This is a genomic window from Amycolatopsis pigmentata (assembly GCF_042684065.1).
In the GTDB taxonomy this organism is placed as follows: Bacteria; Actinomycetota; Actinomycetes; order Mycobacteriales; family Pseudonocardiaceae; genus Amycolatopsis_E; species Amycolatopsis_E pigmentata.
Genome location: NZ_JBHUKR010000021.1, coordinates 659,072 through 684,580 on the forward strand (window position 1 = coordinate 659,072; position 25,509 = coordinate 684,580).

A 25,509-nucleotide genomic window follows, 5' to 3' on the forward strand; every position below is an offset into this window, starting at 1 on the left:
GGGAACTCGACCGCCGCCGACGTTGACAAGGCGAATCATGTCCGATCGGGACTTGTCGGTCACAGCCTGTTCACGATCCGTAGAATTCGTGTCCGCGCGGGTGGCCACGGCGTCGACCGCGTGGGACCGGGTGCGCGGTTCAATCGAGGCCGTCGTCGAGTTCGTTGCCACGCATCCCCAGCACGCACTCGCCGGCCTGGAGGGGTGGAACCAGGCGCGTTCGCTGCCCGGCCGGACCAAGCTCGCGCGGGCGAGTGCGGAGGGTCCGTCCGGCGTCGAACAGACGCTCATCGAGGGGCAGCGCTCGGGTGAGTTCGGCGAGTTCGACCCCCACGTGCTCGCCGTGATGTTCCAGCAGGCCGTCGACGCGGCGGTACTGGAGTCGGCGGTGCGCCCGGACACCGATCTGACCGCGTTCGCCGCCGAACTCGTCGCGTTGTTCGACCGTGCGATCAGGAGGAGACCGTGAGACAGGTAATGATCATCGCCGTCGGTTCGCGTGGTGACGTCGATCCCTGCACCGGAGTGGGTGCGCGGCTGCGCGCCGAGGGCCACCGCGTCACCATCGCCGCCGACCGCGCCTTCGAGCGCCTGGTCACCGCGGCGGGCCTGGAGTTCCGTCCACTATGGACTCGGCTGCGCGACCAAGGCGGCGCGGCCGAGGAGACGAGTCAGGGCTACGCGCGCGACGGGTTGTTCTCGCGCAGCGGTCTGGACATGCTCGCCGCCGCACGGCAGTTCATCCGCGAGACGAACGCCAACGTGGCCGAGATCGCCGCCGATCCGTCGGTGAATGTGCTGCTGTTCAACGCCTTGGGCGCGGCCGCCTATCACGTCGCCCGGGCGCGCGGCATCCCCAGCGCAGGCCTGCACCTGCAGCCACAGCTGCCGACCGCCGAGTTTCCGCCGACACTGTTCGGCCGATCACTGGGCCGGTTCGGCAACCGGGCGGCGTGGGCCGCACACCGGCTCACCGAGCGCTCGATGTTCGGCAACATCAACGAAATCCGCGCCGAGCACGGCCTGCCGCCGACCACCCTCGCCGCGACCCGCCGCGAGCAGGCGGCGACCGCATGGCCGATGCTGCATGGCTTCAGCCGGCACGTCGTGCCACGCCCACCCGACTGGCGGCCGGGCGCCGAGGTCGTCGGCTACTGGTGGCCATCGGTTCCCGCCGGCTGGACACCGCCCGAGGAACTGCGTCAATTTCTCGACGCGGGCACGGCACCGGTGTTCGTCGGCTTCGGCAGCGCCGACCCCGGCGACGCACCCCGGATCAGCGCGATCGTGGCGGGTGCGCTGCGCAGCGCCGGGCGGCGCGGGGTCATCCAGGCAGGCTGGGCCGATCTGGCGGTCCGCGGCGACGATCTGCTCACCATCGGCGAAGTCCCGCACGAGTGGTTGTTCCCGCGCGTGGCGGCCGTCGTGCATCCAGGCGGCGCCGGTACGACCGCCGCCGGGCTGCGCGCCGGCGTACCCACCGTGCCGGTTCCGATGACCGGTGACCACCCGTTCTGGGCGGCGCGACTGACCGCGCTGGGCGTCAGCCCGGGGCCCGTGCCGTTCAAGCAACTCACCGAAGAGCGGCTTGCGGACGCGATCCGCGCCGCCGTCGACGAACCGCGCTACGCACGGGCAGCGAAGTCGATCGCCGCCGACATCGCGACCGAGGACGGTGCGGCCGAGGTGGCACGCCAGGTCGAACGTCTCGTCCGACTCGGCGAGCCGCACTAGTGAGCCCCGCGCTTCCCCGGCACCGGTCGTCCGGAGTGCGTCATAGTTAATGGGGACGCAATACCGGGTCGGCACAATGCGCGGCATGCGTTCGCTGGGAGTGGTGCTTTCGATGCTGCTGGTGTCGGCATGCGGTGCGGCCGGTGGGACACCACCCCCGCCGTCGGCCGTGCCGGTTCCACCGGTGCCGGACAGCTTGAAGAAGCCGGATCGCCTGGGGGCCACGAGCTTCGCCTCGCACTGGCTCGATCTGATGGACTACGCCTACCGCACCCTGGATTCGGCTCCCCTGCACGGCCTCGGTCTGCCGAGCTGCCAGACCTGTACGCAGTTCACCGTCCAACTCGATCGTGACCGCTCGGCCGGCGCCCGCTACGAGGGCGGGCGCGTGCATTTCCTCAGCGCGGAACCGGAAAGCGTGGACGAAGGCAAGCAGGCGCGGATCGACGTGCTCTTCGACCAGGACGAGCTGAAGGTGCGGGACGGCAAGGACGCGGTCGTGGAAACCGTGCCGGAGAACCGGACCATCTTCGTGTTCGATCTCCAGTGGACGGACGCGGGCTGGCGGGCGGCCACCATCCGGCTCGGTCAGGAAAGCACGGCGAAGCCCACCCCGTGATCACCGACGGGCACGGCGCGTGGCGATGCCCAACGTGAGCGCGCCGAGCGCGGCCAGCGCGGCGATCCCCGCGCCCGCCCACAATCCGGGCGGGGTCCAATCCAGGGTGAGTTCTCCGGCGGTCACGCCGGGTGGCAGATCGACGGCGAGCAGGCCCGCGGGGCCGGTCGTGACCGGGATCTCCCGTCCGTCGACCCGTGCCTGGTAACCCGGCCAGGCGAGCCGGGCGAACACGAGCCGTCGTGAACCCTGGCCCGTCGCCGTGAACCGCACCGATTCGGAGGTGGAATCGCCGGAGGTGTCTTGCGTGACCGCGACGGCGGGCCCGGCCGACGAAAGCCTGCCTTCCGGCCAGGGAATCGACCCGGTGCGCCGTAGCACGGTCACCACCTGGTCGTGCTCCGTGACCTGCCAGCCTGGCGGCACGGTGATGCCGGGGACGAGCGCGTTTTCCACCACGATCGTCCGCAACCGCATGAGGTCCGCGACAGGCACACCCGAAGAAGTCGGCTGCCACAGATTGGGGTAGGCGCGCGCACACGAGGAGCCGAAGCCGTCGAGGCAGAACGTGTCGGAGAAGGCGCTGAAACCCATCCCCGTGTAGGAGTTGACCGCGTCGACGCCGGCCACCTGGTAGCTGTATCCGAACAGGAAGTACCGCCATGCCTTGTCCGGCCCCAGTCCCACGGTGTCCGACGCCGTCTGGAACGACGCGATCTGGAGGGTTTCGCCCTGGTACCGGTCGGCGAAGGCCGACCGCAGCGCCTTCACCGAATGTGGGTAGTAATACGGCTTGACGTTGAAATTTCCCGGGAACGCGGCGAGTTGCAGGCCCAGCACGGCGGCCGTGCCCGTGACGAGGACGGCGCCGAACGCGGCAGGCCCGTGGCGGTGTGCCCACACCGCGCAGGCGGTGAGCACCGCGACCACGCCAAGTCCCGCGAGGTCCCACCCGAGCCGCGTGGGCGTGGTCGCCCACGCCAGGTAGGTGCCGCCGAGCAGGATGCCTGCCGTGGCAAGGGCCCGCGTGCCCACGCGTGTGGTGCGGATCCCGTCCGAGGCGGCCACGGCCACCAGCACGGCCAGCCCGAGATAGCAGTATTCGACGAGCCGCAACGGCCACCGGAACATCCACAAACTCGACGGACCGAGAGTGAGGGCCAGGAACCCCAGCGTCACAACGAAAGCACCGGCGAGTGCCCGGTTCCGCAGCACGCGCCAGTTCAGCCAGGGCGCCAGCGGCAGCACGAACCAGGCGAAATACGTCGCGGGCACGCGGAGACCGTCGGCGCCGTCGAACGCCCGGATGCGGGGCAGGTAGCCGGGCACGCTCATGGCCAGCAGGTCGGTGCCGCTGGGCACGAGGAACCCGTCGTTGAGCACGCCCCACCCGGCGCGCCAGGTGACCGGGCCGGTCAGGGCCAGTGGCAGGAACACCAGCGGCACGACCAGCCCGACGCACACACCCAGGACCAGGATGATCCGGAACGCGCGCCACGACCGGCGAAGTCCCGCTTCCACGAGCAGGCCGAGGACGACGACGCAGACTCCGAGCACGCCGTAGGGGTTGCCGGAGGTGATCGCCAGCGCGCCGATCAGGAACGCCCAGAACGGGTTGAGCGCGCCACGCCCCGCTCGGTGTAGCGACCACCAGACAAAAGGGACACAGGCAAAGGAAATCAGGCCCGAAGCCCAGCTCGCGGTGTCGAAATAAAGGGTGAAACCGGAGAACGGCAAGGCTACGGCGACCGCCGCCGACGCCGCCCGCCGTGCTCCGTACTCGCGGCAGACGAGATAGGTGCCCAAGGCGAGCAGCACGAGGAATTCGGTTTTCACCAGCGCGGCCGCGATCGCGAGGTCCGGCAGTATCGCGACGAGCAGGAAATTGGCCACGTTGAGCGGGTTGTAGACGCCGAAAAGGGCCTCGCCGGCGACGTTGCCGCCCATCCAGGTGTGCAGGTCGAGCAGTGCCGGCCACTGACCGGACAGAACCAGGTGCCCCAGGTGGTACCACATCGGGAGGAACTGGGCGGCGCTGTCGTCCCAGTAGTAGAAGATGCGGTTGCCGATCAGGGGAAGCTGGGCGAGTACGGCCACCGCGACGCATACGGCAGTACCCGTGAAGAGCCCCGATCTTCGCACCGGAGCATCTTTCACGGACGCTCCGGGTACCGCAAGGTGTTCTCGGTCGCGTCCGTGCAAATTTCCCGTAGTGGTGGGAAAACCGCTTATCTTTGCACCCCACGACCATCCTCGGCGGCGGCGAACGCGAGATTGATCACCGGCCGCATCGGCTTCGACCGCAACGCGAGTTGGAGCGAGACTTACCGCCGAGTGGTCTCGGGTGCTTCACCGTTGTGTCGACCGGCGTCGGAGGCGGGGAACGACCACGACGGCACCGCGGCCTGACGGTGCCGGTCGCCGTGGACGTGACCGTTCGCCGGGCGGCGAGTGTGGTCCCGGTGTGCCGATGGGGGATTCTTTCGCGCGAAGGCGGTGTCCCCGGCCGAAGGCGGTTTCGCCGGAGCGCCGCGGCGGAGGAGCTTGGGGGAGGACGGCTTCACGGCCGGCAGTTCGATGGTCGGCCAGTTCGCCGAGGAAAAACCGAGCAGGGATTCCTCCGGCGGCAGGGGGTTCGCGTGCCGCTCATGTCTTCCGACGGGAAGGTGCCAGTTCAGCCTCAGCGCGAGCATGCGGACCGCGACGATCAGCGCGACGACTCCCAGGGTCACCTCTGTCCGCGGGATTCCGGTGCGGTAGCCGAGAGCCAGGAGAAACCCACCTCCCAGCGAGGGAAGGGCATAGATCTCTTCGCGCAGCACCTTGGGAGTCCGCCGCAAGAGCATGTCGACCACCGCGCCACCGGCCACACCGTTGGCCAGGCCCACCGCTGCCGCCGTGTACGCGGGGGCTCCGTGCTGGATCGCCGCGGACGCGCCCGTGATGGTGAACATGCCCAAGGCGATGGCGTCGGCGAACTGGATGACCGTCTTCAGCTTCGCGAGCCAGGGATAGCACAGGAAGACCAGCACCGCGGTGACCGCGCAGGCGACGAGGTACCACAAGGTGAGCAGGCCCAATGGTGGGTGAACGCCCAGGAGGATGTCACGGGCGATTCCGCCGCCCAAGGTCATGATCGTCGCCGTGACGACGACGCCGAACAGGTCGAGCCGCGCGCGAACGCCTTCGGCGGCTCCGGTGATCGCGAGGGCGATGATGCCGATCGCTTCCAGAATGCTGAGCAACGGTCAAGCTCCAGTCAGCGGCCCGCGCGCGACCGGGGGCTTGTTCCCGTTTGTCACGAACTTGTTACACACCGGCAGACCGTAGCAAGGACCTTTCCTCGTTGTCGGAAAGTTTCCCTCCTATACGCGGATGCGCCCCTTCGGGCAAGCACTAGGCCGATTCGCGGACCTTCAGGGATACCGGCAGCACCTCGCGGCCGGTGCGGATCTTCCGTCCCGCGAGCAGTGCCATCAACTTGACGACCATGTGCCGCACCTGCTCCACCGGGTCCTGGCGCACCGTGGTCAACGGCGGGGTCATCGCGCCGGCGAGCGTGGGATGGTCGTCGAAGCCCACGACGGCGACATCGGCGGGCACCGCACGGCCCGCGCGGTGCAGGGCCCGCAGCGCACCGGCGGCCATCAGGTCGCTGGCGACGAAGACCGCGTCCAGGTCGGGCGCTCGGGCGAGCAGCCGGTCCATCGCGGCGCGGCCGCCCTCGAGCGAGAAGTCGGCCTCCTCGACGAGATCCGTGATCCGGTCTTCGCCCGCGAAACCGGCCGCCGCCAGGGTCTTCCGCCAGCCGGAGAGCCGATCGCGGGCGGCGTTCTGGTCCTGGGGCCCGGCGACCGTGGCGATCCGCTCGCGGCCCGCGCGCAGCAGGTATTCCACGGCGAGGCGCGCGCCGTCCTCGTTGTCGAAGTCGACGACGTGCACGCCGCGTGAAAGATTCCCGGCCAGGCCGCCGAACACCACGGGAATCCGGAGCAACCGAAGCGCGCGGGGCAGTGGGTCCGCCCGGTGCGGCGCGAAGACGAGCGCTCCGTCGACGTGTCCGCCTTCCAGGAAACCGGCCGTCCTGGTCACGTCCTCGCGCCCGTCACAGAACATCAGCACCATCTGGATACCGAGCCGGGAGAACTCCCGGTACGCCGCGCGCATCACCACCGTCCGGTAGGGGTCGGCGAGCACCACGTCCTCCGGTTCGGAGAGCACGACGGCCACCGCGCCGGTGCGCCGGGTGACCAGCGACCGTGCCGCCTGGTTCGGGGAATACCCCAGGTCACGAGCGGCCGCGGCGACGGCTTCGCGAGCCCGGAAGCTCACGTTGGGGTCGCCGTTGAGCGCCCGTGAAGCAGTCGACCGGGACACCCCGGCGAAGGCGGCCACGTCCTCCAGCGTCGGCCGGTCGTTCTGCGTCACCTGGCGAATCCTCTCGGTAGCATTGCCCGATCAAGCACGCCCGGGCGCTCGTCTTGCCCGCGCTGTCGCGAACGCTCGTTTCACCTGGCAGCACGCCCTGACGGTGCGTCGGACGAGTCTGGTCCGACCTCGGTGGCGGCCTTTTCCTGGGAGCGCTCTCAAGATACTGTAAGTTGACACGGCTGGTTACAAGGGAGACACTCTCCGGTGTTCTGGGAGCGCTCCCAAAGCCCGGACATCACCAGGGGGGGTTCACGTGCGTTTCACGAGCCGGGACTCGTATTCCGATGCGGTGCGCAGTACACGTCCAAGACGCCCAAGCCCTGGTTCGATTCCCAGCTCTTCGACTCGACGATCAACCAGGGTGTAGTGAAAGGGTAGGTAGTACATGGCGGAGGACAAAGTGGACGGTGCCGGCGAGGGCACCGCGGTGGTGACACGGTCGCGGACGGGGACGCTGGCCGAACCGGCCGGACTGCCGGAGGCGACGTTGAAGTTCCCGACGGGATTCATGTGGGGGGCCAGCACGGCCGCGTTCCAGATCGAGGGTTCGACCACTGTGGACGGTCGTACCGACTGCATCTGGGATGCCTTCTGCCGCAAGCCGGGCGCGGTCTTCGGAGGTGACACCGGCGAGCCGGCGGCGGACCACTATCGCCGGTTCGGCGAGGATGTCGAACTGATCCGGCAAATCGGGCTCGGTGCCTACCGGTTCTCGATCGCCTGGTCGCGGGTCCGGCCCGACGGCGGCGCGCCGAACCCGCGGGGACTGGACTTCTACGACAAGCTCGTCGACGAGCTGCTGGCGGCCGGGGTCATGCCCTGGGCCACGCTCCTCCACTTCGACCTCCCGCAGGCACTGGAGGAACGAGGCGGCTGGGCCAACCGGGAAACCGCTTACCGCTTCGCGGAGTTCACCGAGACCGCGGTGTCCCGGCTGGGGGACCGGATCCCGTACTGGACCACGATCAACGAGCCGTGGTGTGTGGCCTTCCTCGGCTACGCCTCGGGGGTGCACGCGCCGGGCAGGCAGGAGCCGGAGGCGGCCGCCGCCGCCGCGCATCACCTGCTGCTGGCGCACGGGCTCGGGATGGCCGAGATCCGCGGGCACGCGCCGACGGCGCAGGCGGGGCTCACGGTCAACCCGTACCCGGTGCACCCGATCGATCCGGATTCCGAAGCCGACCGTGAGGCGGCCCGGCGGATCGACAACCTGCAGAACCGGTTGTTCTACGACCCGGTGCTGCTCGGGCGCTATCCGGACGACCTGCTGGAGGATCTGGCACCGTTCGGTTTCTCCGGGTACGTCCACGACGGCGACGTGGAGCTGATCTCCGCGCCCGTCGACCAGTTGGGGATCAACTACTACCGCGGCTACCGGGTGACCGGGCGGGAGTCGGTGCCCGCGGAACCGGCCGGGCTGGAGTGGATCGGCGCGAGCGACGCCCGGTTCGTGCCGGACCCGAGCCGCTCGCTGACCGCCTCGGGCTGGCAGGTGGAGCCGGACGGGCTGACCGAAGCGCTGCTGGACGTGCACCACCGGTACCCGTCGGTCCCGTTGTACGTCACGGAAAACGGCGCGTCGTACCCGGACCTCATGGGCGAGGACGGCGAAGTCGCCGATGCCGACCGGGTGGCCTTCCTGGCGGACCATCTGCGCGCGGCACACGACGCACTGGAGCAGGGCGTGAACCTGCGCGGCTATTTCTACTGGTCGCTGCTGGACAACTTCGAGTGGGCGGAAGGCTACTCGAAGCGGTTCGGGCTGGTCCACGTCGACTACCAGACGCAGGTCCGCACGCCGAAACACAGTGCCCGCTTCTACGCGGAGGTCATCGCCCGCAACGGCCTGGCCTGATACCTGCAAGGGTCCGTGTAAGAGCGCACTGAGTTGGAGGCGCGCAAGGCTGCCTCGGGGGTCCTTTGTGGATGGTGGTCGCGAAGGGCCCCCGAGGGTTCCACTTTCTACGAGCCGGGGCGGACGAACTCGACGACCGGGATGACCCTGGTCGTTTTGCGCTGGTAGTCGGCGAACTGTGGCGCTACGGCACACTGCCTCGCGTAGATCTCGTCCCGCTCGGGGCCGGTGATCGTGCGGGCCACCACGTCGAGGGTCTCGGTGCCGACTTCGACCTTGGTCTTCGGGTGGGCCATGAGGTTGTGGTACCACGCGGGCTGTACGTCGGCACCGGCCTTGCTCGCGAAGACGAAGAGCCGGTCGCCCTCGCGGAGATAGACGAGCGGCGTGACCCGCTCCTTGCCCGACTTGGCGCCGACGTGGTGCACCAGGATCATCGGCTTGCCCTCGAAGGGGCCACCGACCTTCCCGCCGTTTTCCCGGAATTCCGCGATGATCTTCTCGTTGAAGTCGTTCAGTTCGGCCATACCCGCACCCTATGCGGCACCGCGCCCGGAGGTCGATCAAGCGGGCCGGACGGGCCCGGTGGTCACCGGCCCTGGCACCAGGTCTCGACGCGGATGGCCGACTCGGGGACGAAGTGCTCGGCGAGGACGTCCAGTGCGCTGTCGGACATGGCGGAGGGAGCGCACAGCACCCACTCGTCGACCTTCGCGGGGTGGAGCCGGGAATCCAGCAGTTCCCCGAGCCGCTGGGGACACAACGTGCCCGGGTAGTACCGCTCGTCCGAAATCGCCAGCACGTCGGCGACGTTCTGGAAGGGCCGCCGCGCGGTCGTCGCGGGCCAGAGGTCGCGGTCGCGCTCGTCGGTGCGGAAATGCAGGACCCGCAACCGTCCTTCGAAACGCCGGGCCAGTCCGGTGACCTCCTCGGCGAACATCGTGTCCTCGCCGGACCGGTTGATGTACACCAAGGTCACGCGGCATCGCGGAACGGTCAGCGCCTGCGCGATCACCGGCAGTACCGGCGCGATACCGGCCGCCGCGGCGAGGACGACCACATGTTTCGCGCCCGGGACGAAGGCGGGTTCGCCCGCGGGAGGACGGACGTCGAGGAGATCGCCGGGACGTAGCGTCGTGGCGTGGCGGGAGAAGCGACCCGAGTTCTTGATCGCCACGCGCAGGCTGTCCTCGCCCGGCAGCGTGCAGATGGCATAGCGGCGGTGTAGTTCCTCGCCGTCCACGACGGCGCGCAGTTCGACGTGCTGCCCGGGCCGGAAGCGGAACTCCGATCGCAGTTCGTCCGGGACGTCGAGAGTCAACTCGACGGCGCGGGGGGTGAGCGGCCGGGTGGTGCCGACGCTCAGCACCCGGAACTCGCCCGCCCCTTCGGCGATGGCCGCCGCGGCGGCGCTTTTCGTCTCACGCCAGGCTTCGGGATAGCGATAGAACGGCAGTGCGGGGTTCGCCTTGTGCGCCTGGAGATAGCCGCGCTCACCCGGGGCCTGGTCTCTCGGACGCCAGTCGTGCCACCAGGTCACCGCGGCGAGCGCGAGCCGCTGGGGCAGGAGGTAGACCGGCACCAGGGACCAGCCCGCCCCGCTTCCCGCGACCGCGATGAGCACGCCGGGCACCAGCAGCACCATCGCCAGCGCCTCCGCGACCTCCAGTTGTGGCCGCTCGGCGCTGCGCCGCAGGTAGGCGCAGATGTGCCACACGTCGACCACCAGCCAGCGCAGGGGCAACTGCCACGCCGGTCCCCGGACGGCCCAGGCCCGCACCGGATCGGCCGGGTCACGATGCTGCTCCAGGTGCAGGTACCGCTCCGACGGGAATGCGCCGACCACCGACACGAACGGCATCGCCAGCCGGCCCAGCGCGGAGTTGAGCCAGGTCAGGCGTCCCGCGCTGTGATGGGCGCACTCGTGTACCACGACGGCCATGCCGGTCATGGCGGCGAAGTGCAGCGGCACCGTGACCCACCAGGGCACGCCGCCGGTCAGCGCCAGCCAGGTCGCGCACGTGCCCAGCGCCATGGCGCCGGTGAACAACAGCAGGGTCGGCAGGGCGACGGGCGGCAGGCGCAGCCGCACGGCAGGGAAACGAACCACGGCATGGGTTCCCACGTCGGCTGTCACGACCGGCTCCTGCGGCAAGGGGGCTGCTCGTCACAAGAAGGTAGACAAGCCTGGTTGAAATGTAAACGCGTGTCCTGATTCCGGGGTGATCCCACAGGGCAGGTCCGGTGTGGTCGGGCCGCTGGCCTAGACTCGGATGCCCGGGCACCCCTTTGCCCGCTTTCCGCCAACAATGTACGGCTCGAGGAGAACACGTTGAAGAGCACCGTCGAGCAGCTCGGCCCGACGCGAGTCAAGATCAATGTCGAGGTGCCGTTCGACGAACTGAAACCGAACTTCGACCGCGCTTACCGCAAGATCGCCCAGCAGGTGCGCATTCCGGGCTTCCGGCCCGGCAAGGTGCCCGCTCGCGTCCTGGAAAGCCGGATCGGCCGCGCGCCGGTGCTCGACGAGGTCGTCAACGAGGCCATTCCCGCGAAGTACCTGGAGGCCGTGCGCGCCGGTGACGTGCGCACGCTCGGCCAGCCGGACTTCGAGGTGACCAAGCTCGAGGACCGTGACGTGCTCGAGTTCACCGCGGAGGTCGACGTCCGGCCGGAGATCTCCCTGCCGGACGCCGAGAGCATCTCGGTGACGGTGGACGACGTCGAGGTCACGCAGTCCGACGTCGACGAGGAGCTGCAGAACATGCGGGCCCGGTTCGGCACCCTGCAGGGCGTCGACCGGCCGGCCGAGTTCGGCGATTTCCTCTCGATCGACCTGTCCGCCACCGTGGACGGTGAAGAGGTCGAGGAGGCCGCCACCACGGGGCTGTCCTACGAGATCGGCTCCGGTCAGCTCGTCGACGGCATCGACGACGCGGTGATGGGCGCCAGCGCCGGTGAGACGAAGACCTTCACCACCAAGCTGGTCGCGGGCAAGTACGCCGGGCGCGACGCCGAGGTTTCGGTGACCGTGCAGAGCGTCAAGGAGCGGGAGCTTCCCGAGGCCGACGACGACTTCGCCCAGCTCGCCAGCGAGTTCGACACCATCGACGAGTTCGTGGACAACCTGCGGGAACAGCTCGCCAAGATGAAGCGGGTGCAGCAGGGCGTGCAGGCCAGGGACAAGATCCTGGAGTCGCTGCTGGAGTCGGTGGACGTGCCGCTGCCGGAGAAGGTCGTCGAGGCCGAGGTCTCCAACCGGCGGCACGACGCGATCCATGATCTCGACCACAGCGAAGAAGCGCTGGCGGAGCTCCTCGAGACCGAGGGCCGGAGCGTGGAGGAGTTCGACACCGAGCTCCGGTCGGAGGCGGAGAAGGCGGTACGCACGCAGCTCCTGCTGGACGCGATCGCCGACGCGGAGAAGACGTCGGTCGACGACAACGAGCTCACCGAGCGGATCCTGTACCAGGCTCAGCGGTTCGGCGTCAGCCCCGACGAGTACGTGCGCCGGGCCCAGGAGTCCGGCCAGCTCGCGGCGATCTACGCCGACGTGCGCCGGGGCAAGGCGCTCGCGTCGGTGGTGCGCCGGGCCACCGTGACCGACGCCTCTGGTAACCGGGTCGATCTCGAGGAGCTCTTCGGCCGCGAAGGCTCCGAGGACGAGCAGGAGCCGGCCGCCGGGCAGGCGGAGGCGGACCAGACCGAGGTCGAAGCGGCCGAAAAGTAAAGCCCTGAGCGAACGCGGGCGGTGTCGGCCGTTTCGCGCTGCCCGTGTTCGTTAGGCTCGATCGCAGGATCTCCCAGTTGCGAAAAGGCAGGCTAGACGTGACGCAGCACAAGCTCGAGGCGCGGACCAGCACCGCGGGGCTCTCCTTGACCGACTCGGTGTACGAGCGGCTGCTCCAGGAGCGCATCGTGGTCCTCGGCTCCGAGGTCAACGACGACGTCGCCAACCGGATCACCGCGCAGCTGTTGCTGCTGTCCGCGGAGGACTCCGAGTCCGACATCCGGTTCTACATCAACTCCCCGGGTGGCTCCGTCACCGCGGGATTCGCCATCTACGACACGATGCAGCTCATCGAGCCCGACGTCGCGACCTACGCGATGGGCCTGGCCGCGTCGATGGGCCAGTTCCTGTTGTCGTCGGGCACCCCGGGCAAGCGGTACTCGCTGCCGCACGCCCGCATCCTGATGCACCAGCCGTCCGCGGGCGTCGGGGGCACCGCCTCCGACATCGCGATCCAGGCCGAGGTGTTCGGCAAGTGGAAGCAGGAGCTCGCCCGCATCACGGCCGACCAGACGGGCCAGTCCGTCGAGCAGATCATCCGTGACGGCGACCGGGACCGCTGGTTCACCGCCGAGGAGGCGCGTGCGTACGGCTTCGTCGACCACGTCCTGACCCGCGAGAACCAGCTTCCCTCGGCCGGCGGCCGCTGACCGGGGCAACGAGGAGACGCAAGCCATGAGTGAATTTCAGCTTCCCCGATCGCGGTACGTGCTGCCGTCCTACGTCGAGCGCACGAGTTACGGGATCAAGGAGTCCAATCCGTACAACAAGCTCTACGAGGAGCGGGTCATCTTCCTGGGCGTCCAGGTGGACGACGCGTCGGCCAACGACGTGATGGCCCAGTTGCTCCACCTGGAGCACGAGGACCCGGATCGTGACATCACCATCTACATCAACTCGCCGGGTGGTTCGTTCACCTCGCTGATGGCGATCTATGACACGATGCAGTACGTCCGTCCGGACATCACCACGGTGGCACTGGGCCAGGCCGCGTCGGCCGCGGCGGTGCTGCTGGCGGCGGGCACCAAGGGCAAGCGGCTCGCGCTGCCCAACGCCCGCGTGCTGATCCACCAGCCCGCCACCGAGGGCACCTACGGTCAGGTTTCCGACCTGGAGATCCAGGCGAACGAGATCGGCCGGATGCGGCGCCTGATGGAGGTCACCCTGGCCAAGCACACCAGCAAGACCCCCGACGAGGTCCGTGAGGACATCGAGCGCGACAAGGTGCTGACGGCCGAGCAGGCCAAGGACTACGGGATCATCGACGAGGTGCTCCCGTACCGGAAGGCCTCCGGCGGGATTTGATCACGACTTGGCGGCCGGTGCATGTCGTTCCACGGCACGCACCGGCCTCTTGGTCTAGCGTCGGTCCTCCCGTCCGGGGCTCCGGACGGGTACCGTCAGAGGCAACGCGGCAACCAGGTGCGCCGCCCGGCGCGCCGGAGGGGACAGGTCAACGGTCATGGCACGGATCGGCGACGGCGGGGACCTGCTGAAGTGTTCTTTCTGCGGGAAGAGCCAGAAACAGGTGAAGAAGCTCATCGCCGGCCCAGGCGTCTACATCTGCGATGAGTGCATCGACCTGTGTAACGAGATCATCGAAGAAGAACTGGCCGAGGCCGGTGACGTCAAACTCGACGAACTGCCCAAGCCGTTCGACATCCACGAGTTCCTGGATCAGTACATCATCGGCCAGACCGACGCGAAACGGACGCTCGCGGTCGCGGTGTACAACCATTACAAGCGGATCCAGTCCGACGACAAGACCGGCCCCAAGGACGCCAAGGACGAGCCGGTCGAACTGGCCAAGTCCAACATCCTGCTGCTCGGTCCCACCGGGTGCGGCAAGACCTACCTGGCGCAGACCCTGGCGAAGCTGCTGAACGTCCCGTTCGCCATCGCCGACGCGACGGCGCTGACCGAGGCGGGGTATGTCGGCGAGGATGTGGAGAACATCCTCCTCAAGCTGATCCAGGCGGCCGACTACGACGTCAAGCGGGCCGAGACCGGCATCATCTACATCGATGAGGTCGACAAGATCGCCCGCAAGTCGGAGAACCCGTCGATCACCCGGGACGTCTCCGGTGAGGGCGTGCAGCAGGCGCTGCTGAAGATCCTGGAGGGCACCACCGCTTCGGTGCCGCCGCAGGGCGGCCGCAAGCACCCGCACCAGGAGTTCATCCAGATCGACACCACGAACGTGCTGTTCATCGTCGCGGGGGCGTTCGCCGGGCTGGAGAAGATCATCAACGACCGGGTCGGCAAGCGCGGCCTCGGCTTCGGCGCCGAGATCCGCAGCAAGGCCGAGATGGAGGAGAGCGACATCTTCTCCGACACCATGCCCGAGGATCTGATCAAGTTCGGGCTGATCCCGGAGTTCATCGGCCGGCTGCCGGTGGTGGCGAGCGTGACGCACCTGGACAAGCCGTCACTGGTGCAGATTCTCACCCAGCCCCGCAACGCGCTGGTGAAGCAGTACAAGAAGCTGTTCGAGATGGACAACGTCGAGCTGGAGTTCACCAAGACGGCGCTCGAGGCCATCGCGGACCAGGCCGTCCTGCGCGGCACCGGCGCCCGTGGCCTGCGGGCGATCATGGAAGAGGTCCTGCAGCCGGTGATGTACGACATCCCGAGCCGCAACGACGTCGCCAAGGTCGTGATCACCGAGCAGACCGTGCGGGAGAACGTCAACCCGACCATCGTGGCACGCCAGCCGTCGCGCCGCCGCAGCACCGAACGTGGCGAGAAGACGGCCTGAGACACGCGCTCGGCAGGCACACGCTGAGTGGAATGCCTTTCGCACTCCGGGTAAACGCACCGGATAAGCTATCGGAATGAGCACGGAGGGGGCGGGGCCTCGTCGGGACGGTGACCCCGGGGGGCAGGACGCCGCTATGGACAAGGTTGTCCCCGAGGGCCGCGGCGATGTCCGCGGGATCAGCGATCTCACGTACCGGATCGTCACGCCGTACCTGCGGCACGCACGGCCACAGAAGATCGTCTTCATCGTCCTGGTGGTGCTGGCGGCCGTCTGTGTGATCGCCGCGGCCGTGCGGCTTTCCCCGTTGCCGCTGCTTTCGTTGCCACTGTTCGGCGTGGGCTACTACGCGCTGAGACGCGCGAGGACAGCGCTGGAGGACAGTCGTTTGCTGTTCTGGTCCTCGCTGTGCCTGGCCGCGACGCTCATCGGGTTCTGGGTGATGTCCGTGGTGGGCGGCTGGCTCCACTGAGCCGTCACCTCGTGGGGACGTGGCGGCCGAGGAAACCGATGACGTCGGCCACCACGGTGCGGTTGAAGGAGTCTCCATGCTTGCCCGGAGCGGTGTAGGCCACTTCGGGGCGGGTTTCGGCGATGAACCGGCGCGCCCCGGCGATGAACTGGTCCTCGGTGCCGCACCACACGCCGGTCGCCACCGCCTGGGTCGCCCGGGGGTGCCGCAATGGATCCATCGACGCCCAGTCGGACGAGCTGTGGAACGCGCCGCGCTTGCTCATTTCCGACCATGACGTGATCAGCGCGGGAGCGAGCAGCGCCAACGCATCCACCGGTTGGCGCCGGACGGCCCGGCGGCGGGCGTAGAGCAGCGCGCCGAAGCCTCCCATCGACATTCCGGTGCACGCGAAGGGCAGGCCCGCGGCGTCGCCCAGGCCGCGCTTGCGCAGCCATTGCGGCACTTCTTCGAGCAGCATCGCCATCGGGTCGTCGCCCGCGTGGTTCTCGTGCCAGTAATCGTCTCCGCCGTCGACGGCCACGAATCCGAACGCCGGCACGGCGTCATCGGCGACCTGGGCGGCCAGTTCGGGCACGGTGCCCGTCGGTGGCGCGGTGCGGGCGCGTCCGTGAAGTCCGTGCAGCAGCAGGGAAACCGGCAGGTTCCGTGGGGGAGCGGGGTCCGGCAGGAGGGTCACCAGATCCACCTCGCGGCGCCGGAAACGCGACCAGATTCGCTCCACCCTGGTGAATCCGGCCTGGGGCACCGGCTGCGCGGGCGCCACGCCGAGCGCGAGCTGGACGGCTTCGCCGATGGGCGGTGTCGCGGTGGCGGTGGCGGACGCCACGCCGGCGATGCCCAGGCCTACCGCGCCGCCGATCAGCAGTGAGCGGCGGCCGCGAGAGAACCGGCGCCCTCTTCGGGGCTCATCGGCCGCTGACCGGTCTTCCTCGGTGGGGTGCACGACTCAGGACGGTACCGTTTCCAGCACCCGGTGATCACCGGTGTAAAGATTCATGCTGGTGCCGCGCAGGAAACCGACGAGCGTCATCCCGCTCTCCTCGGCGAGTTCGACGGCCAGTGACGACGGCGCGGACACGGCGGCCAGCAGACCGATTCCGGCCATCGCCGCCTTCTGCACGAGTTCGAACGAAGCCCGTCCGGACACCAGCAAACCCGCTTGTGCCAACGGAATCCGGTTGTTCAGCAACGCCCAGCCGAGCACCTTGTCGACCGCGTTGTGCCTGCCGACATCCTCCCGTACGACGAGGAGCTTCCCGTCCGTGTCGAACAGACCCGCCGCGTGCAACCCGCCCGTGCTGGCGAAAACTTTCTGCTGCTCGCGGAGGGCGTCCGGCAGCGTGGACAGGATCGCCGGCGTGACCGCGAAACCGGAATCCGCGGGCGGGAACGACGTCTTCAGCTTCACCGCGTCGAGCGCCGCTTTCCCGCAGACGCCACACGAGGAAGTGGTGTAGAAGTTCCGTTCGACACTGGCGTCCGGGGCCGGCACGCCCTCGGCGAGGGCGACATCGAGCACGTTGTAGGTGTTGCGGCCGCTGTCGTCCACGCTGTCGCAGTAGCGCGCGCTGTGGACGTCCGCGGGAGAGGTGATCACGCCCTCGGACAGCAGGAACCCGTGCACGAGTTCGACGTCGTGTCCCGGGGTGCGCATGGTGACGGCCAGCGCGCGGCCGCCGATCCTGGTCTCCAGCGGCTCCTCGGCGGCCAGGGCATCCGGCCGCCGGCGCTGCCCGTCCGCGGTCAGCATGCGGACCGGCCTGCGCACGGTCACTCGGCCCATGGTTCCTCCGGATCGGTACTCTACCGCCTTTTGCCGAGCCGACGGCGGCTACGGCGGAAGCGGGTCTCGGCAAGCGGTCCGTCTCCTGCCCGCTTTCGGTCGGCTTGGTAAAAATTTGACACCGATTGTCGCGCCGGCACGTTGCTTGATATTAGATTGCGGACTCGCCTTCGTCCGTCCGCAAACCCAGCGTAGGGGAGCGTCATCGTGGCCGTCACGTTCCTGGACCGTTCCCGCACGATCGCACCGCCGGACTGGAGCCGCTGGCTCATTCCTCCCGCCGCGCTTTCGGTGCACCTCGCGATCGGCCAGGCCTATGCCTGGAGCGTGTTCAAGACACCGCTCGAAAAGTCCATGGGCCTGTCCGGCACGCTGAGTTCGCTGCCGTTCCAGCTGGCCATCGTCATGCTCGGGCTCTCCGCCGCGTTCGGCGGCACGCTGGTCGAGCGCAACGGGCCCCGGTGGGCCATGTTCGTGTCCATGGTCTGCTTCTCCAGCGGCTTCCTCGTCTCGGCGCTCGGCGCGGTGACCGGGCAGTTCTGGCTGGTGGTGCTCGGCTACGGCTTCATCGGCGGGGTCGGCCTCGGCATCGGCTACATCTCGCCGGTGTCCACCCTGATCAAGTGGTTCCCGGACCGGCCGGGCATGGCCACCGGCATCGCGATCATGGGGTTCGGCGGGGGAGCGCTGATCGCCTCGCCGTGGTCGGCCGGGATGTTGCAGTCGTTCGGGGCCACCAGCGGCGGGATCGGCGCGGCCTTCCTGGTGCACGGCCTGGTCTACGCGGTGTTCATGTCACTGTCGGTGTTCCTGGTGCGGGTGCCCGCGCCGGGCTGGCGGCCGGCCGGCTGGGAGCCTCCGGCGACCACCGGCGCGATGATCACCTCGGCCCGGGTGTCGGCCGCCACCGCGATCAGGACCCCGCAGTTCTGGTGCCTGTGGATCGTGCTGTGTTTCAACGTCACGGCGGGGATCGGCATCCTGGAGAAGGCGGCGCCGATGATCACCGACTTCTTCAAGGGGACCCCGGTGCCGGTCGGCACCGCGGCGGCGGCCGGGTTCGTCGCCCTGCTGTCGCTGACCAACATGCTCGGCCGGTTCGTCTGGTCGTCCACTTCGGACCTCATCGGGCGCAAGAACATCTACCGCGGCTACCTCGGCGTCGGTGCGCTGCTGTATCTCGTCATCGCGCTGACCGGCAACTCGTCGAAGCTGGTGTTCGTGCTGTGCGCGATGGTGATCCTTTCCTTCTACGGCGGCGGGTTCGCCACCATTCCGGCGTACCTGAAGGACCTGTTCGGCAGTCACGAAGTCGGCGCCATCCACGGCCGCCTGCTCACCGCGTGGTCGGTCGCCGGGGTGCTCGGGCCGATGATCGTCGACGGCATCGCCGACCACGAGAAGTCGGTGGGCAAGCAGGGACCGGACCTCTACACCATGTCCTTCGTCATCATGATCGTCCTGCTCGTGGTCGGCTTCGTGGCGAACGAGTTCGTGCGCCCGGTGCACCCGAAGCACCACGAACCAGGCGAAACCGGTGAGAACGCCGAGGCCCTCGTGGCCACCGAGGAGAGGAAGACCGCATGACGGGCACCCGGCGATCACTGCTGATGACGTTGGCCTGGCTGTGGGTCGGCGTGCCGTTCGCCTACGGCGTGTACCAGCTCATCCTGAAGGTCGTCCAGCTGTTCGGCGGATGATCCTTGTGCGGGCCGTTCTCCTCATGCGAGGGTCGTCTTGCGGACCCGCGTGAAAGGTGAGTTCCGATGACCCGTCCCGGCTTCCATCTCGCCATCCCGGTCGACGACCTCGACCGGGCGCGCCGGTTCTACGGCGGTGTCCTGGGCCTGAGCGAGGGCCGCTCCGACACGAAGTGGGTGGACTGGAACTTCCACGGCCACCAGGTCGTCACGCACGTCGTCCCGGGCGCGCGCGGCGAAGCGGGCCGCAACCCCGTCGACGGTCACGACGTGCCGGTGCCGCATTTCGGTCTCATCCTGTCCATCGAGGACTTCCACGAGCTCGCCGATCGGCTGCGGGCGGCCGGGACCGAGTTCGTGATCGAGCCCTACCAGCGGTTCGCGGGCGAACCGGGGGAGCAGTGGACGATGTTCCTGCTCGACCCGGCGGGCAACGCCCTGGAGTTCAAGGCTTTTCGCGACGAGTCCCAGCTCTTCGCGACCCACTAGTGCGCGGTGTGCTCCAGCCGGATGACGATGGCCTTGGACACCGGGGTGTTGGAGGTCCGGGCGACGGAATCCAGCGGCACCAGGGAGTTCGCCTCCGGGAAGTACGCCGCCGCGCAGCCCCGGGCCGTCGGGTAGGCCACCACCCGGAACCGCTCGGCCTTGCGCTCGGTGTCCTTCCACTCGGACACCAGATCCACCAGTTCACCGTCGGTGAAGCCGAGTCCGGCCAGGTCCTCGGGGTGCACCAGGACCACCCGCCGCGCGTCGGAGATGCCGCGGTAGCGGTCGGAAAGCCCGTAGATCGTGGTGTTGTACTGGTCGTGGCTGCGCAGCGTCTGGAGCAGTAGCCGACCGGGCGGAACCTCGGGGTACTCCAGTTCGCTCGTGGTGAAGTTGGCCTTGCCGTTCGCCGTCCCGGGGAACTGCCGGGAGTCCCGGGGCGGGTGCGGAAGCACGAAGCCGTCGGGCTCGCGGACCCGCGCGTTGTAGTCGTCGCAGCCCGGGACGACCCGGCCGATCCGGTCCCGGATGCGGTCGTAGTCGGTCCGGAATTCGTGCCACGGCACCGCGTGTTCGTCGCCGAGCAGCGTCACCGCGAGCCGGCAGACGATGTCCACTTCGGACAGAAGCTGGTCGCCCGCGGGACGGAGGCGGCCGCGTGAGGTGTGCACGCACGACATCGAATCCTCGACCGTGACGAACTGCTCGACACCGGAGCGCACGTCGCGTTCGGTGCGGCCGAGGGCGGGCAGGATCAGTGCGGTCTTCCCGTGCACCACGTGCGAGCGGTTGAGCTTCGTGGACACCTGCACGGTCAGTTCGCACGAGCGCAACGCCCGTTCCGTGAGCGCGGAATCCGGGGTGGCGGCGGCGAAGTTGCCCCCCATCGCGATGAACACCCTGCCGTGCCCGTCCCGCATCGCGCGGATCGCGTCGACGGTGTCGTACCCGTGCTTGCGCGGCACGGGAATGCCGAACTCCTGCTCCAGCGCGCTCAGGAACCGTTCGGGCATCTTCTCCCAGACGCCCATCGTCCGGTCGCCCTGGACGTTGGAGTGGCCCCGGACCGGGCACAACCCGGCGCCGGGCTTGCCGATCATGCCGCGGAGCAGCGCGAGGTTCGTGATCTCCTGGATGGTCGGGACCGCGTGCCGGTGCTGGGTCAGGCCCATCGCCCAGCAGTAGACGGTGCGCTCGGACTCGGCGATCATGCGCGCGATCTTCTCGATCTGCTCGCGGGGCAGGCCGGTCGCGCGGTCCACCGCCGCCCAGTCCAGCTCGCGCAGATTCTTCGCGTAGGTCTCGAACCCGTGCGTGGAGGAGGCGATGAAGTCCTGGTCGGCGACGGTGCCCGGGGCCGCTTCCTCCCAGGACAGCAGCAGATGGCCGATCGCCTGGAACAGGGCGAGGTCCCCGCCGAGCCGGATCTGCGCGAACTCGTCCGCCAGCGCGGTGCCCCGGCCGAGCAGTCCGCGCGCGTTCTGCGGGTTCTTGAACCGCATCAACCCGGCCTCCGGCAACGGGTTCACCGCGATGATCCGCGCCCCCCGCGCCTTGGCCCGCTCCAGCGCGGTGAGCATGCGCGGGTGGTTGGTCCCCGGGTTCTGCCCGACCACGACCAGGAGATCGGCGTGCTGGATGTCGGCCAGGCTCACCGACCCCTTGCCGACGCCGGTCGTGGCCGACAGCGCCGCTCCCGAGGACTCGTGGCACATGTTCGAGCAGTCCGGCAGGTTGTTGGTGCCGAACGAGCGCGCGAACAGCTGGTACAGGAAGGCGGCCTCGTTGCTGGTGCGACCGGAGGTGTAGAAGATCGCTTCGTCCGGTGTGGACAGTGCCCGCAACTTTTCGGCGACGAGCGTGAAAGCGTCATCCCAGGAGAGCGGTTCGTAGTGGGTCGCGCCCTCGCGCAGCACCATCGGATGCGTGAGCCTGCCCTGCTGACCGAGCCAGTAGTCGGTCTTGCCGGCCAGTTCCGCCACCGGATGCGCCGCGAAGAACTCCGGCCCGGCCCGGCGGAGCGTCGCCTCCTCGGCCACCGCCTTGGCGCCGTTCTCGCAGAATTCGGCCAGCTTGCGCCCCTCGCCGTCGGCCTCGCGCGGCTCGGGCCAGGCGCAGCCCGGACAGTCGAAGCCCTGCCGCTGGTTCACCAGGCGCAGCGCGCGGACGGTGCGTCCGGTGCCCATCTGCTCGACGCCGCGCACCAGGGAGACGGCGACGCCGGTCAGACCGGCGGCGTAGTCCTTGGGGGCGTGGACTTCGAGGCGGGACTCGTCGATGTCTTCGGTCGGGCCAGTGCGCTTCACAGCACTATCGTGCCTGCTCTGGCGTCCTTCGGGAAGCACCAAGCGCGCGATCGGCGACGGTCACCACGAGCAGGACCATGCCGACACCGAGCAGGGCCAAGGACAACTTGTGCAGGCCGGAGGAGGTCGCCTGGGTGCCGAAACACAGCGCGATCAGCGTGGACGCGGCGATCGCCCCGAGGTACTGGGCGGTGCGGAACAGCCCGCTGGCCGTGCCGATCTGGCCGGCCGGTGCCTGGCCGTAGAGCGCGGTCTGGTTCGTCACACTGGTCAGGCCCTGGCCGAGACCGAACACCGCGGCGATGGCGACCAGTTCGCCGAGCCAGCTCTTCGGGTCCACGAACAACAGCAGTGCCGCCCCACCGAGCAACGCCAGTGAGTTTCCGATCAGCCGCGCCTTGATGCCCGACGGTTTCCCGGAAAAGGCCGTGGCGAGCACCGCTACCGCCGACATCGGCAGTAGCACCGCTCCCGCACCGGACTCACTCAGCCCACGCGCGGACTCCAGCCACTGCACGTAACCGAACATGATCGAGTAGACGATCAGGAAGGCCAGCGCCTGGCGGAGGTAGGTACGCAACAGCGGGCGGTTGCCGGCGAGCATCCGCAGGTCGACGAACGGCTTGGCAGACCGCGTTTCCACGCGGACGAACACCGCGCCGAGCCCTGCCGTGACGGCGAGCAACCAGAGGTCGGACACCGCCGGTTTCATCACGAACAGCAGCAGGGCCAGCAACGTGGCGGAGAACAGCACGATGCCGGCCACGTCGATACGCTCCCGCTTCAGCCCGGCGCGGTCGTCCTTCGGGATCCAGAGCAGCGTCAGCACCACCGACGCCAGCCCGAGCGGAATGTTCACGGCGAAGATCGCGGACCAGCCCGCCAGCCCGATCAGCGCGCCGCCCAGCGCGGGCCCGATCACCATGATCGTCTGCCCCGACATGGCCAGGATCGACAGCACCCGGCTCGGCACGCCCGAGCCCGTCGCGTCGGCACGCTTGCGCAGCACGGCCATGGCGGCGGGGAAACCCGCGCAGGTGCCGACACCGAGCACGACCCGCACCGCGACCAGCCAGCCCAGCGAGAACGCGAACGTGCCCGCTACGCCCGCCACGATCACGGTGACCGCACCGGCGAGCAGTACCCGCCGCGGGCCGAATCTGTCGACGAACAGCCCGATGACCGGCTGTCCGACGGCGGTGGCGAGATACAGCGCGGTGAGCAGCCACGCCGTTTTTTCCGGGCCTGCGCCGAAGGTCCGTCCGATGGGGATGAGCGCGACGGCGATGAGGGTCGTGTTGATCGGGTTCAGCAGCGCGCCCGCGACCAGCGGGGTCACCAGACGCGCACCGAAAGTGGGGCGTGACGTCGTCGCGGTGGTCGTGTCTCAGTCCTCCTTCTGCGAGACCATCTGCGAATCGCGGGCCAACCGGGTAATGGAACCGGCCGAACGCGCCATCCGAAGGTCCGGCGCGTTCATCGACTGGCACTGAGCCAGGCGGCGTAGGAGTGGGACGGCTTCGACGAGGGTTCGGCGTTCCTCTTCGGTGAGTCCGGTCGCCAACGCGGCGGCGAGCCATTCGTCGCGGTGCTGCAGCACACCCCGTACGGTCTTCTGCCCGAGGTCGGACAGCGAGACGAGGATGCGCCGCCCGTCGTCCGGGTCACGCCTCCGCTTCAGATAGCCGAGTTCGTTCAGCACGCCCAGGGTGGCGGCCATCGACTGCTGGCGTACGTGCTCGGCGGCCGCCAGCGCCGCCTGCGTGGCCGGACCGTCCCGGTCCAGCCGGGCGAGCACGGACGACTGCGAAGGCGTCAGGACGTCGGCGTTGTCCACCTGGCGCAATCGCCGCCGCAACTGCCCGACCACGCCCCGCAACTCACCCGCGAGCTGCGCCACCTCGTTCCGGACCCGGGTCATGTACTCAGGCTAGACTGATGAGTCTGGGCTGTCGAATCCGCGCCCCAGGGCGGCAAACCGGGATATGCGCCGAATATTGGTCGCTCATCCGACAAAACAAGCAACGAAACTTCCTTTATGGCAGTTTGCGCGGCGCCCGGTTGCGCACGGGCGGATCGAGCCCCTGCTTTCGGCCGTGCGGTTGATCATTGTCGATTCGTCCGCCGCGACGCCGGTGCCTTTCGTGACCCAGGTCGGCCGTTGCCGATTCGCTGAGCGGGCAACAGAAGGAGGCGCTATGAAATCCCGGTTTTCTCGAGTCGCCGCCAGGGTTTCCCTGGCTGTCGGTGCGGCGATGGTCACCCTTCCCCTGACCGCCGACACGCCTCCCGGGCCACCCTGGGTTAAGGCTGGTGGTGGGTTCACATCAAGAGAAAGTTGCCTGGCGGATGCGGCGGATTTCGTTACCGAACCGCGGAATGGTGCTTTCGTGGGCTTCCAGTGTTATTTCAACGGAGGTACGTACGACGTATATGTGCTCCCTAAAGGCTGACTGTCCTCTCCGCGGCGCCGCACTTTGACCACAACCTGGCCGGCTCGGCCCTTCAGCAGGTGCTGCTGGTCGGCATGGGCGCGTTGAGGTCGAAGACCTTCGTCTGGTCGTCGCCGCCTTCGGGTGCGTGGAGGGAGTGTTCGCTGTAGGTGGGGGCCAGATACCCGGCTTTCGCCGGCCCGCACGCCATCGAGTACGTCCAGCCTTCGCCTGCGCCCAGCGAGAGACCCGCGTCGCGCTTCACGTACGGGGGGCTGGTGCGGATCACGTAATCGGCGGCCGTCCGCTGGAAGGCCTCGATGTCAGCCGGACTGGTGATCGGCCGGTAGTCACCGGGATCGAAGGCATAACCCACGACGTATTCGGCGTGCACCACCAACTCGGCTTCGCGGTCACCGAGACGCGCGCTCAGCCTTCCGTTGATCTTGGGTCCCGTCCGCAGCAGGTGGAAGCCGTCCGCGAGCATGGTGACGTAGTTGCCGAACTCGTTCGTGGAACGGTTGGCGAGGATCGGCCGGAGCCGGTCCTGCTCCGACGGCGTCAGCAACGCGAGATAGCCCGACGCGTCGTGGCTTTCCAGCACCCGCCGGTCGAGTTCGGCCGCGGCGATCAGCTTCTTCACGCGGTCGTAGGCGTCTTGGACGTCTGCCACCGAGAAGGTGCCGATCTTCACCGCCGCCGGCGTGGTCAGGCCGTCCGCGCTGTCGGCCCATGACTGCGCCGGAGTGTTGTCGAACGGACGGCTCAGGTCGACCTTGGCGAACTCCGGGATCGTGCTGGGTGCCGCCGAGGTCGAGTGGGCGCCGCTCACGGGAAGGGCGGCGCCCTGGTCGTGGGCGGTCGCCGTGCCCCAGCGGTAGACGCCGACGGCCGCGGCCAGCGCGGCGGCCAGCAGCACCGCCGTCCAAGCGAGCCGCTTGCCGCGCTTGGCCCGCCGTCGCTTGGCCCGCAGTTCGGTCCACGCCTCCTTCTCGGCGTGCCGCTGCCAGTCCGGATCCATCAGGTCCGGGTGATTCTCGAGAGAGCTGTCGTCCACGTCCGCTCGGGCCTTTCCGCTTTGCCGTCACGGTGCGAGTCGTTCAAGATCAGTGATCGTTACGAGCACCGGCGGGTAAT

Annotated in this window: 22 protein-coding genes and 1 pseudogene; 12 read left to right on the top strand and 11 right to left on the bottom strand. The window is 68.7% G+C overall.

Annotation, left to right across the window (positions count from 1 at the left end; genetic code table 11):
- Window positions 1-88 precede the first annotated feature (88 nt).
- The 3 genes from ACFSXZ_RS34380 to ACFSXZ_RS34390 all read left to right on the top strand — a co-directional run bounded on the left by ACFSXZ_RS34380 (window position 89) and on the right by ACFSXZ_RS34390 (window position 2,353).
- Window positions 89-469 carry a hypothetical protein gene (locus ACFSXZ_RS34380; RefSeq protein WP_378269983.1) on the top strand — a complete coding sequence of 127 codons (381 nt, stop codon included), beginning with the start codon at window positions 89-91 and terminating at the stop codon, window positions 467-469.
- Complete coding sequence (locus tag ACFSXZ_RS34385) at window positions 466-1,734, top strand: glycosyltransferase (RefSeq protein WP_378269985.1); 1,269 nt, start codon at window positions 466-468, stop codon at window positions 1,732-1,734. The genes ACFSXZ_RS34380 and ACFSXZ_RS34385 overlap by 4 nt, the downstream gene beginning before the upstream one ends.
- Before the next feature lie 85 nt (window positions 1,735-1,819).
- Window positions 1,820-2,353 (top strand): DUF6318 family protein, encoded by a 534-nt coding sequence (locus ACFSXZ_RS34390; protein ID WP_378269987.1) that lies wholly within the window; start codon window positions 1,820-1,822, stop codon window positions 2,351-2,353.
- Here the strand turns inward: ACFSXZ_RS34390 and ACFSXZ_RS34395 are convergent, their stop codons facing one another.
- The 3 genes from ACFSXZ_RS34395 to ACFSXZ_RS34405 all read right to left on the bottom strand — a co-directional run bounded on the left by ACFSXZ_RS34395 (window position 2,354) and on the right by ACFSXZ_RS34405 (window position 6,781).
- Window positions 2,354-4,495, bottom strand: coding sequence for a hypothetical protein (locus ACFSXZ_RS34395; protein ID WP_378269989.1), 2,142 nt, complete (start codon window positions 4,493-4,495; stop codon window positions 2,354-2,356). It abuts the gene before it with no gap.
- Window positions 4,496-4,677: 182 nt separating this feature from the next.
- Complete coding sequence (locus tag ACFSXZ_RS34400; RefSeq protein ID WP_378269990.1) at window positions 4,678-5,598, bottom strand: trimeric intracellular cation channel family protein; 921 nt, start codon at window positions 5,596-5,598, stop codon at window positions 4,678-4,680.
- 151 nt (window positions 5,599-5,749) lie between these two features.
- A complete protein-coding gene (locus tag ACFSXZ_RS34405; RefSeq protein ID WP_378269992.1) occupies window positions 5,750-6,781 on the bottom strand; it encodes a LacI family DNA-binding transcriptional regulator in 1,032 nt (343 codons plus the stop codon).
- A 490-nt stretch (window positions 6,782-7,271) separates the two neighbouring features.
- Between ACFSXZ_RS34405 and ACFSXZ_RS34410 the strand changes: the two genes are divergently transcribed.
- Entirely contained in the window at window positions 7,272-8,639 is a 1,368-nt protein-coding gene (locus tag ACFSXZ_RS34410) for a GH1 family beta-glucosidase (protein WP_378270098.1), read from the top strand.
- 107 nt (window positions 8,640-8,746) lie between these two features.
- Here the strand turns inward: ACFSXZ_RS34410 and ACFSXZ_RS34415 are convergent, their stop codons facing one another.
- Window positions 8,747-9,166, bottom strand: a complete 420-nt coding sequence (locus ACFSXZ_RS34415; protein WP_378269994.1) for a nitroreductase family deazaflavin-dependent oxidoreductase — start codon at window positions 9,164-9,166, stop codon at window positions 8,747-8,749.
- Window positions 9,167-9,228: 62 nt separating this feature from the next.
- Complete coding sequence (locus ACFSXZ_RS34420) at window positions 9,229-10,776, bottom strand: fatty acid desaturase (RefSeq protein WP_378269995.1); 1,548 nt, start codon at window positions 10,774-10,776, stop codon at window positions 9,229-9,231.
- A 195-nt stretch (window positions 10,777-10,971) separates the two neighbouring features.
- Here ACFSXZ_RS34420 and tig point away from each other — a divergent pair, with 195 nt between their 5' ends.
- The 5 genes from tig (at window position 10,972) to ACFSXZ_RS34445 (ending at window position 15,659) form a co-directional block, all read left to right on the top strand.
- Entirely contained in the window at window positions 10,972-12,369 is a 1,398-nt protein-coding gene (gene tig / locus ACFSXZ_RS34425) for a trigger factor (protein ID WP_378269996.1), read from the top strand.
- Between the two features lie 98 nt (window positions 12,370-12,467).
- Window positions 12,468-13,079 carry an ATP-dependent Clp protease proteolytic subunit gene (locus ACFSXZ_RS34430; RefSeq protein WP_378269998.1) on the top strand — a complete coding sequence of 204 codons (612 nt, stop codon included), beginning with the start codon at window positions 12,468-12,470 and terminating at the stop codon, window positions 13,077-13,079.
- Between the two features lie 25 nt (window positions 13,080-13,104).
- Entirely contained in the window at window positions 13,105-13,734 is a 630-nt protein-coding gene (locus ACFSXZ_RS34435) for an ATP-dependent Clp protease proteolytic subunit (protein WP_378269999.1), read from the top strand.
- Window positions 13,735-13,891: 157 nt separating this feature from the next.
- The gene (gene clpX, locus ACFSXZ_RS34440; protein ID WP_378270000.1) at window positions 13,892-15,187 is read left to right on the top strand and encodes an ATP-dependent Clp protease ATP-binding subunit ClpX; all 1,296 of its coding nucleotides are present in this window, start codon (window positions 13,892-13,894) and stop codon (window positions 15,185-15,187) included.
- 136 nt (window positions 15,188-15,323) lie between these two features.
- Window positions 15,324-15,659, top strand: coding sequence for a hypothetical protein (locus ACFSXZ_RS34445; RefSeq protein WP_378270001.1), 336 nt, complete (start codon window positions 15,324-15,326; stop codon window positions 15,657-15,659).
- 4 nt (window positions 15,660-15,663) lie between these two features.
- Here the strand turns inward: ACFSXZ_RS34445 and ACFSXZ_RS34450 are convergent, their stop codons facing one another.
- A complete protein-coding gene (locus tag ACFSXZ_RS34450; RefSeq protein ID WP_378270003.1) occupies window positions 15,664-16,605 on the bottom strand; it encodes an alpha/beta hydrolase in 942 nt (313 codons plus the stop codon).
- 3 nt (window positions 16,606-16,608) lie between these two features.
- A complete protein-coding gene (gene fdhD / locus ACFSXZ_RS34455) occupies window positions 16,609-17,445 on the bottom strand; it encodes a formate dehydrogenase accessory sulfurtransferase FdhD (RefSeq protein WP_378270004.1) in 837 nt (278 codons plus the stop codon).
- A 207-nt stretch (window positions 17,446-17,652) separates the two neighbouring features.
- Here fdhD and ACFSXZ_RS34460 point away from each other — a divergent pair, with 207 nt between their 5' ends.
- The 3 genes from ACFSXZ_RS34460 (at window position 17,653) to ACFSXZ_RS34465 (ending at window position 19,634) form a co-directional block, all read left to right on the top strand.
- Window positions 17,653-19,032, top strand: coding sequence for an OFA family MFS transporter (locus ACFSXZ_RS34460; RefSeq protein WP_378270006.1), 1,380 nt, complete (start codon window positions 17,653-17,655; stop codon window positions 19,030-19,032).
- Window positions 19,029-19,145 carry an MFS transporter small subunit gene (locus ACFSXZ_RS41295; protein ID WP_449224301.1) on the top strand — a complete coding sequence of 39 codons (117 nt, stop codon included), beginning with the start codon at window positions 19,029-19,031 and terminating at the stop codon, window positions 19,143-19,145. Before ACFSXZ_RS34460 ends, ACFSXZ_RS41295 begins: the two co-directional genes overlap by 4 nt.
- 66 nt (window positions 19,146-19,211) lie before the next feature.
- Window positions 19,212-19,634, top strand: coding sequence for a VOC family protein (locus tag ACFSXZ_RS34465; protein ID WP_378270008.1), 423 nt, complete (start codon window positions 19,212-19,214; stop codon window positions 19,632-19,634).
- On the opposite strand, the gene ACFSXZ_RS34470 is transcribed toward ACFSXZ_RS34465, so the two are convergent.
- The 4 genes and pseudogenes from ACFSXZ_RS34470 to ACFSXZ_RS34485 all read right to left on the bottom strand — a co-directional run bounded on the left by ACFSXZ_RS34470 (window position 19,631) and on the right by ACFSXZ_RS34485 (window position 25,429).
- On the bottom strand, window positions 19,631-21,940 hold the full coding sequence (locus tag ACFSXZ_RS34470; protein ID WP_378270010.1) for an FdhF/YdeP family oxidoreductase: 2,310 nt from the start codon (window positions 21,938-21,940) through the stop codon (window positions 19,631-19,633). The genes ACFSXZ_RS34465 and ACFSXZ_RS34470 overlap by 4 nt on opposite strands.
- Before the next feature lie 4 nt (window positions 21,941-21,944).
- Complete coding sequence (locus ACFSXZ_RS34475; RefSeq protein ID WP_378270012.1) at window positions 21,945-23,279, bottom strand: MFS transporter; 1,335 nt, start codon at window positions 23,277-23,279, stop codon at window positions 21,945-21,947.
- A 150-nt stretch (window positions 23,280-23,429) separates the two neighbouring features.
- Window positions 23,430-23,861 (bottom strand): annotated as a pseudogene (locus ACFSXZ_RS34480) (MarR family transcriptional regulator); the annotation flags it as partial.
- A 584-nt stretch (window positions 23,862-24,445) separates the two neighbouring features.
- Entirely contained in the window at window positions 24,446-25,429 is a 984-nt protein-coding gene (locus ACFSXZ_RS34485; RefSeq protein WP_378270013.1) for a hypothetical protein, read from the bottom strand.
- Window positions 25,430-25,509: the final 80 nt, after the last annotated feature.